Source organism: Acidithiobacillus albertensis (assembly GCF_001931655.1).
Classification (GTDB): Bacteria; Pseudomonadota; Gammaproteobacteria; order Acidithiobacillales; family Acidithiobacillaceae; genus Acidithiobacillus; species Acidithiobacillus thiooxidans.
The window spans coordinates 1,701,870-1,718,708 of record NZ_MOAD01000001.1; the positions used below are offsets into that span (position 1 = coordinate 1,701,870).

Genomic DNA, 16,839 nt, shown 5'->3' on the forward strand with positions numbered 1-16,839 from the left:
GCAAAGCGCCGGCCAAAATGCATGGGAGCAAATACCAGCCCTGGCTGCAGGTCTTTTTGAATGCGCACGCGAAATATATTTTCGCCACGCCGACTGATGACCCGGGCCAGATCCTCGTTTTTGAGTTTCAGGCGATGTGCATCTTCGGGATGTATTTCCAGAAAAGCCTCCTCGTCGCTGGCAAACAGTGCAGGGACTTTGCCGGTACGACTCATGGAGTGCCATTGATCGCGCAAGCGGCCGGTAGTCAGCCGGAGGGGATAACGGGCATCAATTTCTTCGGCGACCCCCTGAAATTCTGGCGCATGAAACCGGGCACGACCGCTGGGCGTAGGGAAAATGCCATCACTATAAAGGCGTTTTTGCCCGCTCCTGGCTCCCGTCGGGAAGGGCCATTGCTGTGGTCCCTGGTTATCCAGAAGCGCAAAGTCCAGACCGCTGATGTCCAGATCCCGCCCCCGGGTACAGAGCTGATATTCGCGGAAAATACTGGCAGAGTCCGGAAAATTGAACAGACGCTGTGCCCGATCATGCCAACTGCTATCCCGATGATCGGGGAGGGGATGCTGGAGTTGATCCAACGCTGCTCCCAGGGCAAAAGCAAAATCCCGATAAATCATCCAGTCAGGACGCGCTTCTCCGGGTGCGGGTACGGCTTTGTGCAGATGACTGATGCGCCGTTCGGAATTGGTGACCAATGCTTCCCGTTCTCCCCAGCTGGCTGCGGGCAGGAGCAGGTCACTGTAGTCGGCGGTTTCGGTGCCGAGGTAACTGTCCTGCAAAACGACCAGCCGGGACCGGTTAAGCGCTCTTTGAACCTGCTGTTGATCGGGCATGGATAATACCGGATTGGTACAGCTGATCCAGATACTTTCAATTTCGCCCCGCTCCACTGCCTGAAACAGGGGGACCGCCGTATATCCGGGTTGGGGATGAATGTTGGAAATCTCCCAAAGGGCAGCCATTTCAGAACGGTGCTCGGGATTGGCAACTTCCCGATGACCGGGAAGCAGGGCGGGCATGCCTCCGGTTTCCCGGCCACCCATGGCGTTGGGTTGTCCGGTGAGACTGAAAGGCCCGGCCCCGGGACGGCCAATTTGCCCGGTCGCCAGATGCAAATTGATGAGGCTGCTATTTTTGTCGGTGCCGTGACTGGACTGGTTGAGCCCCTGACACCAAAGGGAAAGAACGCTGGGCGCCGTTCCAAAGGTCTGGGCAGCAGCGCGGAGCTCCGCTTCGGGAATATGGCAGATTTCGGCGACCCGCTGCGGGGTATAATTCTGAACCCGCGCCTTGAGTTCATCCCAGCCTTCGGTATGAGTTACGATATATTCCCGATCAATGAGATCTTCCCAGATCAGGATATGGAGCATGCCGTGGAACAGCGCGACATCCGTACCGGGTTGCAGGGGTAAAAAAATGTCAGCGATGGATGCTGTGGGGGTGCGACGTGGATCAGCAACGATAATTTTGAGTTCCGGGCGGCGCAGTTTGGCGGCTTCAATGCGCCGAAACAGAATGGGGTGGGCATAGGCCACATTGGCACCGACAATAAACAGACAATCGGTTTCTTCCAGATCTTCATAAGCACAGGGGACGGAATCCATCCCTAGGCTGCGTTTGTAACCGGTGACAGCAGAAGCCATGCAGAGCCGCGAATTGGTATCAATATGATTGGTGCCAATAAAGCCTTTGGCCAGTTTGTTGGCCACATAATAGTCTTCTGTGGGGAGTTGCCCGGAAACATAGAGGGCAACGGCCTGGGGTCCCTGCCGGTGGATGATTTCCGCCCAGCTCTCCGCCATTTGGGTGAGTGCCGCAGTCCAGTTGAGCGCTGTCCAGTCGCCACTGCTGCGGTCACGCCGAAGCGGTTCACTGGCCCGATCACTGCCATGACAACTGAGATGCAGGGTGCTGCCCTTGCTGCAGAGCTGACCAAAATTGGCCGGATGATCGGGATCGCCGCGTACGCCGGTAATCTGCTGACCATCATGTTCGATGATGACGCCGCAGCCGGTTCCGCAGTAAGGGCAAACTGATTTGCTTTCCAGACGTTGCAAGGGGACGGATTGTTGGGTGCGAAGCAGGCTCATGGCGCTATTTCCTGCAAGCCCAGCCAGATCTGCCCGCCCTCCATCCGGATGGGAAATCTTTTGACGCAGCCGGAGTCCGGTGCCATAGCTTCGCCTTTTTCCAGATCAATTTGCCAGTTGTGCAAGGGGCAAAAAACGAGTTTGCCGGAAACAAACCCCTCGGATAGAGGCCCGCCGCGATGGGGACAATGGTTACTGACTGCGAAAACTTCATCATTTTCATTGCGCAGAACGGCAATTTCGCCAAATGGTGTCTCTACATAACGACCACCCCGAGCGGGAATTTCTTCAAGAGTACCTAATGCCATCCATTCCATGTTGTTCTCCTCAGGCCGGAATACGGCGTATGGGGGCTGCGTGAATATCCAGCCGGCCGGATACAGCTTCCTTCCAGGGATCCTTTTCCTGAGCCAGGGCAAAATCCATGCGTTCTGCCAGGGTTTTTCGGGTGTTGGCGTCGTCGACTATCGTGGCCCTGATTTTTTCCAGTCCGATCCGTTCTACCCAGGGCGCGGTGCGCTCCAGATATTGGGCATCTTCGCGATACATCTGCAAAAATGCCTTGGCCATTTCCAGAACTTCCTCGTGGGTTTTTACCTTGCAAAGTAGATCAGCAGCGCGCACTTTCATGCCGCCATTTCCACCCACATAGATTTCCCAGCCCGAATCCACGCCAATAATCCCCACATCCTTGATGGTGCTTTCGGCGCAGTTACGTGGACAACCCGATGCGGCGAGCTTGACCTTATGGGGTGCCCACATGCGTTCAAGATTTTTTTCCAGTTCAATGGCAAGGCGGGTACTATCCTGCACACCAAAACGACAAAATTCGCTACCCACACAGGATTTGACGGTACGTAAAGCTTTTCCGTAAGCGTGACCCGAGGGCATATCCAGCTCCGCCCAGATTTTGGGCAGATCCACTTTTTTTACCCCAAGCAGATCGAGACGCTGTCCGCCGGTAAATTTCACCATGGGGACGTGATGGCGCTCGGCGACTTCCGCAATACGTTTCAGTTCCGCAGGACTGGTGACCCCTCCATAAATGCGGGGAATGACCGAATAGGTGCCGTCTTTCTGAATATTGGCATGGGCCCGTTCATTGATGAAGCGGGATTGCGGATCGTCCAGACCTTCCATGGGCCAGGCGGTCCGCACATAGTAATTGACGGCCGGACGGCAGGTGGCGCAGCCGGCGGGATGGCGCCATTCCAGAAAAGCAAAGACCTGGTGAACCGAGAGGAGCTTTTCCTTGATGATGGCGTTACGAACTTCCTGATGACTGAGCTCAGTACAGCCACACAGGGCCTTTTTCTTCGGGGTGCTGTCATAAAATCCGCCGAGGGTGCTGGACAATAACTGCTCCACCAAACCGGTACAGGAACCGCAGGAAGCACTGGCCTTGGTACATTTGCGGACATCGTCCAGAGTGAACAAGCCCTGTTCGCGGATAGCTTTGACAATACTGCCTTTGGCCACGCCATTGCAGCCACAAATTTCGGCGTTGTCCGGCAGGCGCGCCGCCTGATTTTCTCCGGAATGACCAGCATCCCCCAGATGGGTTTCACCAAAAACAATATTATCCCGAAAGGCCGATACGTCGGTGCCGTCACGCATGAGTTGAAACAGCCACGGACCGATGCTGGTATCGCCGTAGAGTAGGCCACCCACTACCTTGTTTTCCTGGAGGATGACTTTTTTGTAAACTCCTTGGCTGCCGTCCAGCAGAGTGACTTCTTCGCATTCTTCTCCGCCCATGAAATTCCCGGCGGAAAACAGTTCGATGCCGGTAACCTTGAGCTTGGTGCTGGTGACGGAACCCTGATAGCGCATCCGTCCATATTCTGCCAGGTGATTGGCGGCTACTTTGGCCTGCTCAAACAGAGGGGCTACCAGACCATAGGTCTGACCGCGATGCTGGACACATTCTCCGACGGCATAAATGCGTGGATCGTAGGTTTGCAGGGTATCATTGACCAGAATGCCGGTTTCACACTGTAAGCCTGCAGCCTGGGCCAGTTCGATGCGCGGTTTGATACCAATGGTCATAACCAGCACATCCGCCGGAATTTCCGTGCCATCGCTGAAACGCAGTCCGGTGACATGCGTCGTACCGAGAATTTCTGCGGTTTCCTTACCCAGCAAAAACCGGACACCCCGGGCTTCCATGGCTTTTTGCAAAAGCACACCACCCCGTTGATCCAGTTGCTTGTCCAAGGGCCAGGCCCGACGATGAATGACCGTGACCTCCATTCCCCTGGCCCGCAGACCATGGGCAACTTCCAGTCCCAACAGGCCGCCACCGATGACCACAGCCTGACCGCCGAGCGCGCTGCTTTTGGTCAGTGCTTCCACATCCGCCATATCCCGATAACTCAGAACGCCCGGCAAATGATTGCCCGGTACGGGCGCCATAGCGGCGGCTGCGCCAGTTGCCAGTAGCAAGCGGTCATAGGGGGTTGCTTTGCCGTCGGCGGTAATAACCTGGCGTTTGACCCGATCAATGCGTGTCACTGAATTGCCGGTAAATAACTGGATTCCATGCTCGGCATACCACTCCAGGGGGTTGAGAATGGTTTCTTCCAGAGCCATTTCGCCGGCCAGCACTGGAGTCAGGAGGATCCGGTTGTAGTTGGGATGGGGTTCGGCACCGAATACGCTGATCTCATAAAGATCCGGTTCCATTTTCAAAAGTTCTTCGACCGCACGGATCCCTGCCATGCCATTGCCGACAACGACCAGACGGGGTTTTTGTGGAACTGTAATGTGCATTGCTGGGCTCCCAAAATAGAAAAAAGGCGTCAGTCAGCTGAATTGCTGACGACGCCTTTGCCGTTTTGCATACCGGCGATCCTCGCGAATCGCTTCACAATATATTAAGCAATAGATGTGCCTGAGATGGATCGTAATAAAAACAGAAGGGTAAATTTTATGCCCCGATCGGATTGTCAGAAATCAGTGCAAGGCCTGGTGCAACCGCATCAAAATGGTGCAAAAAATTCCCGCTACCTGACTAGAATTTTGCATCGACAAACACCCAGGCCCCTTCGGTATTGACCCCATAGCTGCTCCGCCGGTAGTCCGCATATTGCACCCCGGCACTCCAATGTCTGGAGAAACCATGGGTTACGGATAGATCCAGCTCATTCCCATAATGGGCAGCGCCATGATCAGCCTGAAAATCGTAATAGGTAGCCATCAGTTGGGTTTTCATGATTTTTCCAGTAGCCGTAAAGTAAAGGCTACGCAGCCCCTTTGGGGGGGTGGTAAGAAACACTTCTGCCCAACCGTTAAAGGCATGCTTGGTAGCCAATGGGGTCTGAAAGCCGTAGCTTCCCTGATTGTTGGCCCCCATCACCATGTAATTGGCATGGAGCGCAACAGATGGCAGCGCCAGTCCAGCACTCAGGTGGTAGTAGGAGGCATTGATGGCCGCGCTGCCGCCGTCATAGGGCAGTTGGCGGGCATAACTCAGATCGTAGGGCAGTTTCAGTGTATGGGTGAGGGGAATAACTCCCCCGACACGCAGTCCCAGCGTCTGGCTGTTGCAGACCTGGGCGTTTCCCGACAAAAAACAGGCGGCGGCACCGGGTATGGCGCTATGTGCCTGGTTGCCATACCAATAGCCAAAGCCCTGAGCATGAATGAATGAAGACGGTGACCAGTTGATTTCGCTGAGTATGGTTTGTGAGGGTACATTTTCATTCAGTATATTCTTGATGCGCCATATATAGGCGCCATAAATGGATAGATCCTTCAGCGGTTTTCCGGAGATGGATACGGAATCAAAAGTCTGCGGGGTCTGGCGGAAACCCACAGCACCCACAAAACGTTCATCATCCAGATTGATTTCCTGCCGGCCCGCACGCAGTTTCCATCCGGGAATGCCAGCAAACTGCAGATAGGCCTGATTGACGTTGCTTTCATCCGGATCGGGAATAACAGAGTACGCCGTTTTGCCATTGCGTAAGCTGTTGTACTGGTTGATGATGCCCGCTACGTTGATGAATTGCAGATCAGCACTGAAACCGGAAATGGGTTTACTGTTGAGGCCCAGCAGCGTTTGTACGGTAAAGGCATTTGCATCTTTTTTTCCGTCTTGCGACATGAATTCATAGCGAGGACGAAAATCCAGATGAACCTGTCCCTGGGTAATGGCATCGCTCAGAGTGTCTGCATTGGCCCAAGTTCCTGCCAAAGTGACCAGTAGAGCGTTCATAACGGCGAGATGCGCAGCAGTTTTTTTCAGAGAAGGCATGATTGGGTCTCCAGAATATTTAGCCATCAAATCATGGATAAAGAGCGCAGAACTCCCGATGCGTCAGCAAACGCATCTGGAAGAACCGCAAGTTGTGAGGTGGGATTTTAGTGAAAACTCAGTCAGTAACGGCGCTGGCTTTGGATAGAGGGGAGGGTGCTTCCTCCATGGCTACAGCCATCGTTCCATGATGAGACCAGCTTAACCACTGCTGGCGCAGGACAAGTACCAGCCCCAGTGCGATGCTCGTCAGTACGGCGAAGAAGGCAAAGCCTAGATGATAGGTGCCGGTTTCCTGCTTGGTGATGCCCAGAATAACGGGCAGATAAAAGCCGCCTATTCCACCTGCAGCACCAATAATACCGGTCATGATGCCGGTTTTTTCAGGCCAACGCAGGGGAACCAGTTGAAACGTGGCACCATTTCCCAGACCGAAGCAGGCATACAGAATAAGTAAAAAGCCAATGGCCAGATCCAGAGGCGGGGTCCAGGTTGCAAACAACATATCCATCAGCGCGATACCACCTAAAAACCAGCGTAGTGCGGCAGCACCCGAGATCCGGTCAGCAATCATACCGCCCAAAGGTCGCAACATGGCTCCGGTAAAAGCAAACAGTGCCATCAGCATGCCAGCGTCCACTTTGGGCAAATGGTATAGAGTAACCATGAGCAGGCTGACATAGGCAGACATGCCGACAAAGCCGCCGAAGGTGATGGCGTATATCAGAATAATCACCCAGGTATCGCGTTCTCGGAGGGCCAGTCGATAGCGTTGCGGGAGAAAAATCCCTGTCAGCAGGACGCCGTATACGGGTAGCATCAGGAGGGCTGATTTACCCTGCAATCCCAACCAACCCATGGGTGTTGCTACAGCCAGAACTGCCAAACCGGCCAGAGTTACCACAAAGCCCAGTAATGCGGGTTTTACCCGACCGCTTTTGGGGGCGCTATCCTTGCCCCAGAAAAACAGGCTCACACCGGCCAGAGCCAGCAAGGGCAGGGCGGCAGCGGTTGCGTGCGCCCAGCCAAAATGGGCGGCCAGGGGTGGAAAGAGAAAACCATCCAGTACCGCTCCAATGTTTCCAGCAGCGGCTATGCCCAAGACGGTTCCCTGCACTTGGGCAGGATAATTACTTCCGGCCATGGGCAGGGCAACCGCAAAACTGGCTCCGCCAACACCCAGTAGCACACCGAGCACGATGAGCAGTGAGTAGCCGGGTACACCCGGATAAAGTAGCAGGAAAAGCGGCGGAATAGCGGATAGTGCGACACCACCCAGCGCCAGCCAGCGGCCATTCATGCTTTGGTAAAGGTTGCCCATGCCCACGCGTAAAATTGCCGCAGAGAGGATCGGTACTGCGACTAAAAAGCCTTGTTTCGCATCGCTCAGATGTAAAGAGTGAATCATGTAGGGGGCCAGCGGGCCATACAGCAACCAGACGGTAAACCCCGTGTCGAAATAGAGGAAGCTGGCGACCAAAGCGCGCCAGTTTCCACTTCGGAGCATGGTTAAAAGTTCTTTCATGGAGCGTCCCTCTAAAGCGGATAAAAGCCAAAGAAAAAGGCGCTCCCGGCCCGTATGAGCCAGGAACGCCTTCGTCCCAAAACGCTGTTCATCGGTGAACAGTGCTGAGCAAGCTACAGCATTTTCCATGCCATGATTGCGAAGTTGCTCTGAATCGTTGTTTTTAGGCCGTACACGAGGATTTTACCGGGCATTCTGCGGGCACGGGTTGTACTAAGCTGGTGCATATTCCCCGAGACGGGGCCCAATGATGGTGCATCACCGCTCAGCGGGTGACAGTGCTTCCATCAAAAATCAGGTTGGGTCCCATGGTAACAGGATGCCCATCATCACTCTGAACCTGCCAGGATTGGGTGTGATTTCCCCAGTCGACAAAATCCGTATTGGGAACGGGAAGGCGCAGCGCCTTTGCCGCCTGCCGATAGATATCGCAACGATATACCTGTGGAATCAATGTCTCGCTGTACACGCCTTGGGGCCATTGACCCGCCGTCTGCATTTGGCGAGCCAGCCACAACGCATGGGAATGCCAGGGAAAATTGGCCGAGTAACGGGCAAATACATGAAAATCCTCCTGCTGAGCCAGACCGGGGACGTTACCCGTTAATGCCATGGCCACAACTTCCCGAGGAACCCCAATGGCGGCGGCAACCCAGGGGGCTGCTTCTAAACGGTGTTGAGGGTTATCCAGCCATTGACTGGCTGTCAGGATGGCGCGAATCATCGCCAGATATAAGTCGGGTTCGCGCTGTGACCAGTCATTCCGTACGGCTAATACCTTTTCCATCAGGTTGTTCCAGAGTTCGTAACTACTGATAATCGGAATGCCGACGTTTTCTGCAGCCGCCAGACTACCCCAGGGCTCTCCTACGCAATAACCATCTATTTCTCCTGCGCGCAATGCGGCAACCATATGGCGAGGTGGAACCACGGTGATTTGAATATCCTGATCCGGATCAATACTAGCTGCACGCAGCCAGTGTCGCAGTTGATAATGATGGTTGGATACGGGAGAAACGACGGCAAAACGCAATTTTTTGGCAGATTCTGTCTCGATAATGCGGCGCAATGCCTGGGCGGTGGCGATGGCAGGTTCCGCTCCTGTAAATCCGGTATCGCGGAGCCGTTGGTGTAAAGCATGACTGACTGTAATGGCATTCCCGTTCAGGGAAAGTGTCAGCGCAGTGCTCACCGGTATTTTCGGGGAAGCAATTCCCAGCGTTGCGGCCATGGGTAGTGGCGCCAGGGCATGGGCAGCTACCAGATCCCCAAAGAGCAGGTGATCGCGCAAGCTGGCCCAGGAAGGCTCCTTTTGCAGGGTGACAGCGAGCCCTTCAGCCGCAAAAAAACCCAACTCACGCGCCACAATCAAGGGTGCGCTATCTGTTAGTGCAACAAAACCAATGTTGAGATTTTCACCGCTCATTTTTCCTCCCACTACCCGACCCCATTACAAAAAAACCTCGCGCCCCATAGTGGGTGCGCGAGGACTTCATTGTCCAGACTGCCATTTCATAAAGCAATTCATGGGCCAGCTTTTGGTCCGACCAGGGTGGATCATACTTGCTGGGGTGGTTTTGTGCTTGCGGTACTGTCTTGCGATGGCTATCCTGCCTTTTTCTCCAGTGAGCATCTATTTTGATGGAAGCCATCGCGGATAATGTATTCTCACTCCTGCGCGAAACATCGCTTTTTTCGGCCTGGCCCGAAGCGTTGCTGGATTCCTTGCTGAAGCACAGCAAAACAGTCCATTTGGGATCAGGCGATATTCTGTTTGTCGAAAAGGCGACCGCAAATGCTTTTTATCTGGTCCTCTCCGGTCGTATTCATCTGATTGCTGCTGCCGCCACTGGTCAGGAAAAAATCGTTGAAATTATTCGGGAAAACGATCTATTTGCCGAAGCCGTTGCTTTTCTGGGGGGATGTTATCCAGTAACGGCTGCTGCTGAAGGTTCCACAACGGTTCTGGAAATACCCCTCGCCTTGTTTCTGGAAATTCTGGAGCAAAGGCCCCAGTCGATGCGGCAGATGCTGGCACGACTGAGTATGCGCTTGCATTTTCTGGTCAAGGAGCTCCGCCAGCTCAGTGTTGAGTCGGCAGAGCAACGTCTGGTGAGTTATCTGCTGGATTTGTGTCCTGCTCTGGATGCTGCAGCCGTTGTGGAGCTTCCCGCCAAAAAGTCAGCAGTAGCTGCCCGTCTGGGCTTGACCCCGGAAACCTTGTCCCGCTTGCTATCGCGCATGCGCAAAGCCGGGCTGATTACAGTCAATCGCCGCGTGCTGGATATTCCCGATCCACGTGCCCTGCAGTGTTGGGCCGCCGGGCATTAGGCGGGCAAAGCCATCAACCTAGAAAAAGCAGTTACGGTCCCGACAAGGGCTGGGAAAGCCCCGGGTGGCACCCATGGTTTTTGGGTAATTTGGGCGAAGATGTAGCTGACAAGAAGGTCCCAAGGATTTGCTCCCAGCAACCGCTCCGCAGTCTGCTGGATGGTCATTAACCCATTGCAAATATTTTCGATTCCGCGTTCGATCTTTTTTGTGCGGCGTGCATCGGGATCAAATACAGATGGGTCTGTCCCGCGTGTTTGGTGCTCCGGCCGATGGCGGACAACAGCAATGGGCGACTGGTGATGGCTTCTTTGCGGATATCCGGGAATGAATGACCGCTATCAGTCTTTATCAGTCATCAGATCATAGAGAATACTATGGCAACAAGTCGTCCGTGAGCAATGGCCTCGCCGAGTACCACCCCCCCCTGACTATGCCTGCATTATTCGCGGTAGAGCCGGGTGCGTCTGTCAAGCAGATCCAGCCCCCCGCAATTTAGGGGAGACGCTAGGATGATACTCTATTGTCCGTTAACACTTCCTGCATGTCGGGCGTATAACCGCGTTTCTGTAAGACTTGTACGGATAGATCAGTCGATGCATGTGTTTTGGCACACGATATTGGCTAATTTCCTGGCTATTATTTTAAGGGCTTCGTTGCCCATTCCCTATACGGCGGAATCATTGTCTGACCCAGTACCGCATGCTTGTAGTCGGCGGTGGCCCAGAGCTGCTGGTGTCTCTTTTACTTTTGTGTTGTTATATCATAAAAAGATGGGATGGGGTGAGTGGTCATGACTGGAATTAGGTGCAGGGTTGGACTAGAACTCAATCAGTTGTAGCCTTGCATAAAAGACCTTGTGAATCCTTCAAAATGTGAGACGGCAAAACATGACTACACGAGAATTTTTTCTTTCTGCGACATTTACGGCAGGGCTATTGTTCATGGTATCATTGGTGGTTCTTGCTATTGGCATTGTTTACGGTTCAGTAACCCCTTTGTTTTATGTGGTCTCTGCTGGCTTGCTGATATCGCCGTTCTCTCTGTTATTCAAAAAAAAGAAAAATCGTGCTTCCAGCGTTGTTTGGTCCAAATTATGAATACCAATTGAGTAAAATTATTCAATTTATAACAGTGGATACAATCGCTCTTGTCGCGCTATTTTCAATGAAAACCATTATGCAAGTATCTGCATATGGATTATTTTTACTTCTTAGCATAGTGATATTACTGTCTCAGCACGCAACCCGCATAAAGACAAAAGATGAAGAAAACTATACCGATTTTCATAAAAAAACAAATTAAATTTATTTTAAAACTGCTTATTCTGGTGCGAATCAATGGCAGGCAGTGATATCAAAGCGTTTTATTCGCCAAATATAACCTTTAGATTTTTCTATGCTTACGGTTCTATCGCTTTAATTATCCTGATCTTTGAGGTCTTAGCATTCCATTACGCGGACAATCGCCCAACATTGTGGGTGACATGGGTCACCATGAGTTCTTTTGTAGGCGGATTTTGGATATTGCAGAGATACAAGCCTACCAGAATATCTATTCACCCCCCATAATTATTTTTATGTCGTCAGGAATGTAGAATCTGTTATTGAAGGATTACCCGTCATTATTGGACAGGAAAGAAATTTTTACGGTTTTTCCCACGGCTATAAAAAAGTCGAAAATGGGGATAGTAGCGTATCATTCATCCCTGTTGGGAAACTGTATGGGACAGATGACAGCTTTTATAAAAGCATGATTGAAAAAGTAACGTTATTTTCTGGCACAACGGGAATCGTCGAAGTGAAAAAAGATAATGATGGCGCACTCATCTATGGCCCGTACTTTACCTTAAAAAAGATATATGACGAAATCTGTTAATCCGTGATGGCAACCCAAAGCACTTATTTTCTGGGTGCCCTCAATATGCTAAATTCCGGCAATGAGCAATGTTCACCCATTCCCCGCAGGCGGTAAATCCGCCAGACCCTCGCGCAAGAAACGTAAACGCCTGACCGCCTATGGTCCGGCTCTGTTGCTGCAAGACATTGATAGCCAACCAGTAGATGTGCTCGACGCCATTATTCAGGCGGGTAGCCTGTACCTTGCACAGGACGGTCAGGAACCTACTGCGGATGAATTAGCTTCTCCCTGTGCCCAGTTCCTGCGGACCATTCAAGGCATGAATGCCCTGACGGAAGCGGCCAATGTGCTGATCTATGAAGCCCAGAGATATCCGGAATTAACGGATCAGGAAAAGGTAAACTGGCTGGTTCAACGAGCCAAGTCCACGCACAAGGTGATGCGTAAGCTGGATGAAATGCTTCCAACGGATGAATTTATTCTTTCTTCAAATAGTTATGGACCAGACTTCATGGCGGAATATGCCACCAATGCCGCCATGCTGGTGGTCAGTTATTTTGCGGAAGACCTTCTGGTTTACTATGACGAAAATTTCATTCAGACCAAGAAGGACCGGCGCAAAACGATGATGATCGACTTTCGGGATGCCTATCGGGAAGTGATTCAGGATTGCCAAATACACATAAACGCCCACGACTATCTGTTGTAAAGAACTGGCCTCGGCACAACGCGCAATGAATAAGGTGATGAAAGAACTATGACCGTTACAAAAGCAGAAATAGCTTATTTTTTGATGGATGAAATGGGTCTGACTCGTCTAACCAGTTTGGAACTGGTAAACGGTCTATTTGATACGATACGGGAAACGCTGGCGTCCGGTGAAGACGTGAAGTTGTCCGGCTTCGGGAATTTCACGTTACGGGATAAAGTTGCCAGAGAGGGCCGGAACCCCAAGACCGGCGTACCCCATGTCATCACGGCCAGACGGGTGGTGACGTTTAAGTTCAGCCCGAAACTCAAGGAACGCAGAAACGTCCCTATTGAGGGATAAACCCCTTTGGTAGTTCCTGCTATCCCCATTAGGGGATGCATTCTGTCCATATAAGTCGATGCTATGCCGCATTACGGGTTTCGTCCAGGCTGTCAAACAGCTTTTTGAGATCGGCCATACTGAGCGGGGTTGGTGGCGGCGGCTGGTACGCAGGCGCCTGCAAGGGTTGCAGGCGGCCATCGTCCGGCATGGCTGGCATGGCGGCACTTTGCGCGGCGGGAATCAGCAGGGGCACACCATGCGGTATGCGTCGTCCCAGATGTTTCAGGACGGGTTTCTGTTTTTTGGGAATTTGTGCGTAAAACAGATTCAGTTTCAGCACATGGTGTTTAATCAGAACGACCGCCTGACCTTCTTTCAGACGGGTAAAGTCGGAAATATCGACCTTATCCAGATATTCATTGGTCCAGGAATCGGTATAGGGGGTATTGCCATCCATCATGCTGTCGATGGCACTGCCGCCTTCGGATTTGCGGAAGCTGGATGGCCGCTGAAAAAACGCCTTGCCCGCCCGGTTGATGAGCAGGTCGATGGTTTTTTTGGACTCCAGGAACATGCCGATTTTATTTGTCGTGTTGGATTCCACAGCAGCCGCATATTTCTGGTCGGAATATTCGATCCGGTCATGATCCTGGGTGGCGATACTGGTACAGATACCAAGAGATCGCGCCTGGGAAAGGATGGCGTCCTCGCCGGAGACGATATAGGAGGCTTTTTCATCCATGACCAGATAAAACGGGTGATCGGCTTCAGTAGGGCGCCGTTCTTCCTGGGCACCACTGTCGCGCTCGATGCTGGACCCCAGAATGCCCGCGATCATGCCCTTGATATTGGCGGTCACGATTTTTCCTAAGCTTTGGATGGATGCCTCGGATTTTTCCAGGGCGGGTAGGGCGACCCAGACAATGCGGCGATTCATCATCACGTCCTGCCAGTCGATTTCTCCGACATCCGCCCCGGAGATATAACCGAACTGATCTGCCAGCAGTCCTAAAACATCCGTCAACTGCATGACGCGATAGCCGTACTGATTGACGTAATCATTGCCGGGCGGCAATTTTTTCAAGTCCATGCTTTCATCAATGAAGCCCGGTATCAGGGACAGGAAACCGCGCAGGGGGCCGAGAATGGACGCGGGAATGGTGCCATCGACCAGATTGCCTTCGCTGTTGAACACCTTGCCGCGAAAGGCCAGATCAAACAGCACATTCAAATCCAGTCCGCGCCGATAGGTCCGGGGCGACAAGGGGAAATTGAATTTGTCGCGCATATAGACAAAAACCGGGGTCGCACCGGAAACCAGGGCGCCCGCCTGACCTTCCCACATCTTGTCTCCGCGTTCGCCGGAATCAATCATGCTCTTGAGCATTTCCTGAATGGTGCCTGCCGATTCCTGGGCAAAGGGATTGTAGGTACTGGAAATCTTGAAGGTCGGTGCATCAAACACGTCCCGGTTGCCGGTCACATAGTTGATGATCCGGATGTCATCTTCCCGGCCATACAGGGCCGCAAACGTATAAAGTTCATGAAAGGTCTTGATATCGGCCTTGCCGTCAATATACACCAGCCCGGACCCCTGGGTGAGGGCATTGACGACGATGGTAGAGAGTAGGGCGGTGGTTTTTCCCGCGCCGGTGGTCCCCATGAAGTAAAAATGGGACCGGGCCATGGTGTCACTGAGCCAGACGGGGCGACCAAACTGGTTGAACGGGGAACGCAGATAGCCCAGATAAAAAATACCCTTGGCTGGCGTCGGCTGGTCGTTGGTATCGGTCATATTGTAATCCAGTCCCCCCAGATAAGCGGGCTTGCAGGCGGGCCACAGCGGTTTTTGAAAAAAGATCGGGATGGCCAGCAGCCAGGATAACCAGACCATCATATCATCCCATTGCGGAATCAGCAGACTGGTGATGACCGGAATGATCCCGAATACCAGAAAGGTGTACAAACTGGGGCGCGTCCACGAATGGCTGAGGGAAGCAAAAAAGCCGGTATTCTGGGAGACAAACTGGCTGTCCCGTTCCATGGCGACATTATCGGTCATGACGGTTTTCCTCCAGGGATTTCCAGATGTGGAGCAATTCTGAATCATCACAGTTTTCCAGAAGGTAACCATTGTCGTAGCTTTTTTTCAGGGAAGTCTCAAACAGGACCAGACTGCCCTTGAGGATCAGGGTGTCGGGTGCGTGAAATTCCACAATAGGGAACAGGCGGTGTTCCTTTTTCAGGTTACCCCGCATAATCGACCTCCTTTAAGGTTTCTTCGAGCGTCGTAATGCTGCCAAATGCGGTTTCCAGGGTGGTATCCAGGCGGTCCGGGTCAACCCTGCGATATTGCGTATAAACCCACCAGGACAGCGGCCCCATGGCTTCTGCCGCTACCCGGAAGGGTTTGATGACTTTCCGGTAGGGCGGCGTACTGTTCAGCGTCATCCACAAGGCGCGGTCCTCGATCTTGAGCCAGGTAAACCAGGAAGAGGGCAGAAGATTCTGGGCGCGGGCATGAAACAGGGCATCCGCAAAGATGCTTCGCTCAAAATGAAATTTTTTCTGCCGGGTTTCCCAATCCTTTTCCGCGCTTGCAGGAACGCTGGTCTGGGCTTTGCCTAAAGCCAGTGCGCGAAGCAGGGCCTGGGCTTCCTCGATTTTTCCCTGGTTCTGCAGGACAAAAGCGCCATACAGGGCTTGCAGCCTGGAGGGGAGATCGTGAAAATCAATATGGCGTCGGCCACACTGTTTTTTCAGGACTTCAAAAGTTTTTCCAAAAGCGGGATTGCTTCCGAATACCTCATGGGGACGGCGCATGGTGTCCCGGTTTCGGGGTTTTTGCAGCCAGTACCAGCCCCAGGGGAATTGCTGTTTTTGCAAAGCCACCAGTTCGGGCACGTTCGCTACCCGTTTCATGCCATGTTGCCGGACCTTGTGCCAGACCAGCCCGGCCAGCAGAAGCGACAGGCCGGTTTGCAGAAAGGCGACCGGTTTCATCCAGCCCTTGCCGCCGATGGATAAAACCTGCCCATTGATATACTCGGCATCGCGCCAGTGCAGGTTCAGGACGGTGACCGTATCGACGAAATGCCGCAAATTTTGTGTGTAATGGGGATGGAATTGGGACCATATCCAGAGTTCCACGATTTTGGTCGGTATCCAGATAAAAAATATGGCGTACTTGTAAAAATAGACCAGCAATCCGGCTAGAATGACCATAGTGATGACACCTGACGCGTCATCCCCACCGTTTCCTTGACTACTCATGGGACGAACCTCACGTTTTGTGGAGCCAATACGTTCTTTTTCAATGGAGCCGTTGGTAATAACCCCTTGCGCCCTGAAAATTGCGCTGACCCGACTTTTTTCTGTGCGATGGAAAGCGCCTGTTGATAGACTTTTTGGGCATAAGGATACCCATACGCCGCATTTTCCGAGTGATAGTCGGCCACGCTCAGCCAGAGATTATGGGTCTGGTTCCAGTGTTGTCTGAGTATCCAGGCGGCGGCAAAAATGTTCGCGCAATCGTTTTGAGTGATAAAGCGCATGGTCCAGCCTTCCTGATGCAAAAGCGGTTTCCAGCAGGTGTTGATCTGCATGAATCCGTGATCGAAAGTCCCATTGGCGTCCGCTATGCGATCTCCGCGTTTACCACCTTCCACGCGATGAATGGCTTTCAGAATAATCGCGGGCACCTGATAATATTGCGCAGCCGCATCGTAACAATGCATTT

Annotated in this window: 14 protein-coding genes; 4 read left to right on the plus strand and 10 right to left on the minus strand. The window is 52.7% G+C overall.

What is annotated here, in order from left to right:
* The 6 genes from BLW97_RS08885 to BLW97_RS08910 all read right to left on the minus strand — a co-directional run.
* On the minus strand, window positions 1–2,093 hold a 2,093-nt coding region (locus BLW97_RS08885; protein WP_242947831.1), incomplete at its 3' end, for a molybdopterin oxidoreductase family protein.
* On the minus strand, window positions 2,090–2,410 hold the full coding sequence (nirD, locus tag BLW97_RS08890) for a nitrite reductase small subunit NirD (protein ID WP_024893706.1): 321 nt from the start codon (window positions 2,408–2,410) through the stop codon (window positions 2,090–2,092). The genes BLW97_RS08885 and nirD, both read right to left, overlap by 4 nt.
* Window positions 2,411–2,420: 10 nt before the next feature.
* Entirely contained in the window at window positions 2,421–4,865 is a 2,445-nt protein-coding gene (gene nirB, locus BLW97_RS08895; RefSeq protein WP_075322955.1) for a nitrite reductase large subunit NirB, read from the minus strand.
* Between the two features lie 241 nt (window positions 4,866–5,106).
* On the minus strand, window positions 5,107–6,351 hold the full coding sequence (locus tag BLW97_RS08900) for an alginate export family protein (RefSeq protein ID WP_075322956.1): 1,245 nt from the start codon (window positions 6,349–6,351) through the stop codon (window positions 5,107–5,109).
* Window positions 6,352–6,469: 118 nt separating this feature from the next.
* Entirely contained in the window at window positions 6,470–7,876 is a 1,407-nt protein-coding gene (locus BLW97_RS08905; RefSeq protein WP_024893709.1) for an MFS transporter, read from the minus strand.
* Between the two features lie 265 nt (window positions 7,877–8,141).
* Window positions 8,142–9,302 (minus strand): CmpA/NrtA family ABC transporter substrate-binding protein, encoded by a 1,161-nt coding sequence (locus BLW97_RS08910; protein WP_075322957.1) that lies wholly within the window; start codon window positions 9,300–9,302, stop codon window positions 8,142–8,144.
* 215 nt (window positions 9,303–9,517) lie between these two features.
* Here BLW97_RS08910 and BLW97_RS08915 point away from each other — a divergent pair, with 215 nt between their 5' ends.
* From BLW97_RS08915 to BLW97_RS08925, 4 genes are all read left to right on the plus strand, one after another.
* Window positions 9,518–10,207, plus strand: a complete 690-nt coding sequence (locus BLW97_RS08915; RefSeq protein ID WP_075322958.1) for a Crp/Fnr family transcriptional regulator — start codon at window positions 9,518–9,520, stop codon at window positions 10,205–10,207.
* Window positions 10,208–11,275: 1,068 nt separating this feature from the next.
* Complete coding sequence (locus tag BLW97_RS19080; RefSeq protein ID WP_143214867.1) at window positions 11,276–11,512, plus strand: hypothetical protein; 237 nt, start codon at window positions 11,276–11,278, stop codon at window positions 11,510–11,512.
* 634 nt (window positions 11,513–12,146) lie between these two features.
* A complete protein-coding gene (locus BLW97_RS08920) occupies window positions 12,147–12,776 on the plus strand; it encodes a hypothetical protein (RefSeq protein ID WP_226831156.1) in 630 nt (209 codons plus the stop codon).
* A 48-nt stretch (window positions 12,777–12,824) separates the two neighbouring features.
* Window positions 12,825–13,118: an integration host factor subunit alpha gene (locus tag BLW97_RS08925; RefSeq protein WP_024893713.1), complete on the plus strand. Its 294-nt coding sequence runs from the start codon at window positions 12,825–12,827 to the stop codon at window positions 13,116–13,118.
* Window positions 13,119–13,179: 61 nt separating this feature from the next.
* Here BLW97_RS08925 and BLW97_RS08930 read toward each other — a convergent pair whose 3' ends face one another.
* The 4 genes from BLW97_RS08930 to BLW97_RS08945 are packed head-to-tail and all read right to left on the minus strand — an operon-like array spanning window position 13,180 to window position 16,837.
* The gene (locus BLW97_RS08930) at window positions 13,180–15,162 is read right to left on the minus strand and encodes a type IV secretory system conjugative DNA transfer family protein (RefSeq protein WP_024893714.1); all 1,983 of its coding nucleotides are present in this window, start codon (window positions 15,160–15,162) and stop codon (window positions 13,180–13,182) included.
* Window positions 15,152–15,358 carry a hypothetical protein gene (locus BLW97_RS19445; protein WP_024893715.1) on the minus strand — a complete coding sequence of 69 codons (207 nt, stop codon included), beginning with the start codon at window positions 15,356–15,358 and terminating at the stop codon, window positions 15,152–15,154. Before BLW97_RS19445 ends, BLW97_RS08930 begins: the two co-directional genes overlap by 11 nt.
* Window positions 15,348–16,373, minus strand: a complete 1,026-nt coding sequence (locus BLW97_RS08940) for a secretion/conjugation apparatus DotM-related subunit (protein WP_139110735.1) — start codon at window positions 16,371–16,373, stop codon at window positions 15,348–15,350. The genes BLW97_RS19445 and BLW97_RS08940 overlap by 11 nt, the downstream gene beginning before the upstream one ends.
* Window positions 16,370–16,837 (minus strand): lytic transglycosylase domain-containing protein, encoded by a 468-nt coding sequence (locus BLW97_RS08945; protein ID WP_024893717.1) that lies wholly within the window; start codon window positions 16,835–16,837, stop codon window positions 16,370–16,372. Before BLW97_RS08945 ends, BLW97_RS08940 begins: the two co-directional genes overlap by 4 nt.
* Window positions 16,838–16,839: the final 2 nt, after the last annotated feature.

Excerpts from the sequence above, each read along its gene's own strand:
- nirD (WP_024893706.1), bottom strand. The coding sequence starts at position 2,410 with ATGGAATGGATGGCATTAGGTACTCTTGAAGAAATTCCCGCTCGGGGT.
- nirB (WP_075322955.1), bottom strand. The coding sequence starts at position 4,865 with ATGCACATTACAGTTCCACAAAAACCCCGTCTGGTCGTTGTCGGCAAT.
- BLW97_RS08900 (WP_075322956.1), bottom strand. The coding sequence starts at position 6,351 with ATGCCTTCTCTGAAAAAAACTGCTGCGCATCTCGCCGTTATGAACGCT.
- BLW97_RS08905 (WP_024893709.1), bottom strand. The coding sequence starts at position 7,876 with ATGAAAGAACTTTTAACCATGCTCCGAAGTGGAAACTGGCGCGCTTTG.
- BLW97_RS08910 (WP_075322957.1), bottom strand. The coding sequence starts at position 9,302 with ATGAGCGGTGAAAATCTCAACATTGGTTTTGTTGCACTAACAGATAGC.
- BLW97_RS08915 (WP_075322958.1), top strand. The coding sequence starts at position 9,518 with ATGGAAGCCATCGCGGATAATGTATTCTCACTCCTGCGCGAAACATCG.
- BLW97_RS08920 (WP_226831156.1), top strand. The coding sequence starts at position 12,147 with ATGAGCAATGTTCACCCATTCCCCGCAGGCGGTAAATCCGCCAGACCC.
- BLW97_RS08925 (WP_024893713.1), top strand. The coding sequence starts at position 12,825 with ATGACCGTTACAAAAGCAGAAATAGCTTATTTTTTGATGGATGAAATG.
- BLW97_RS08930 (WP_024893714.1), bottom strand. The coding sequence starts at position 15,162 with ATGACCGATAATGTCGCCATGGAACGGGACAGCCAGTTTGTCTCCCAG.
- BLW97_RS19445 (WP_024893715.1), bottom strand. The coding sequence starts at position 15,358 with ATGCGGGGTAACCTGAAAAAGGAACACCGCCTGTTCCCTATTGTGGAA.
- BLW97_RS08940 (WP_139110735.1), bottom strand. The coding sequence starts at position 16,373 with ATGAGTAGTCAAGGAAACGGTGGGGATGACGCGTCAGGTGTCATCACT.
- BLW97_RS08945 (WP_024893717.1), bottom strand. The coding sequence starts at position 16,837 with ATGCATTGTTACGATGCGGCTGCGCAATATTATCAGGTGCCCGCGATT.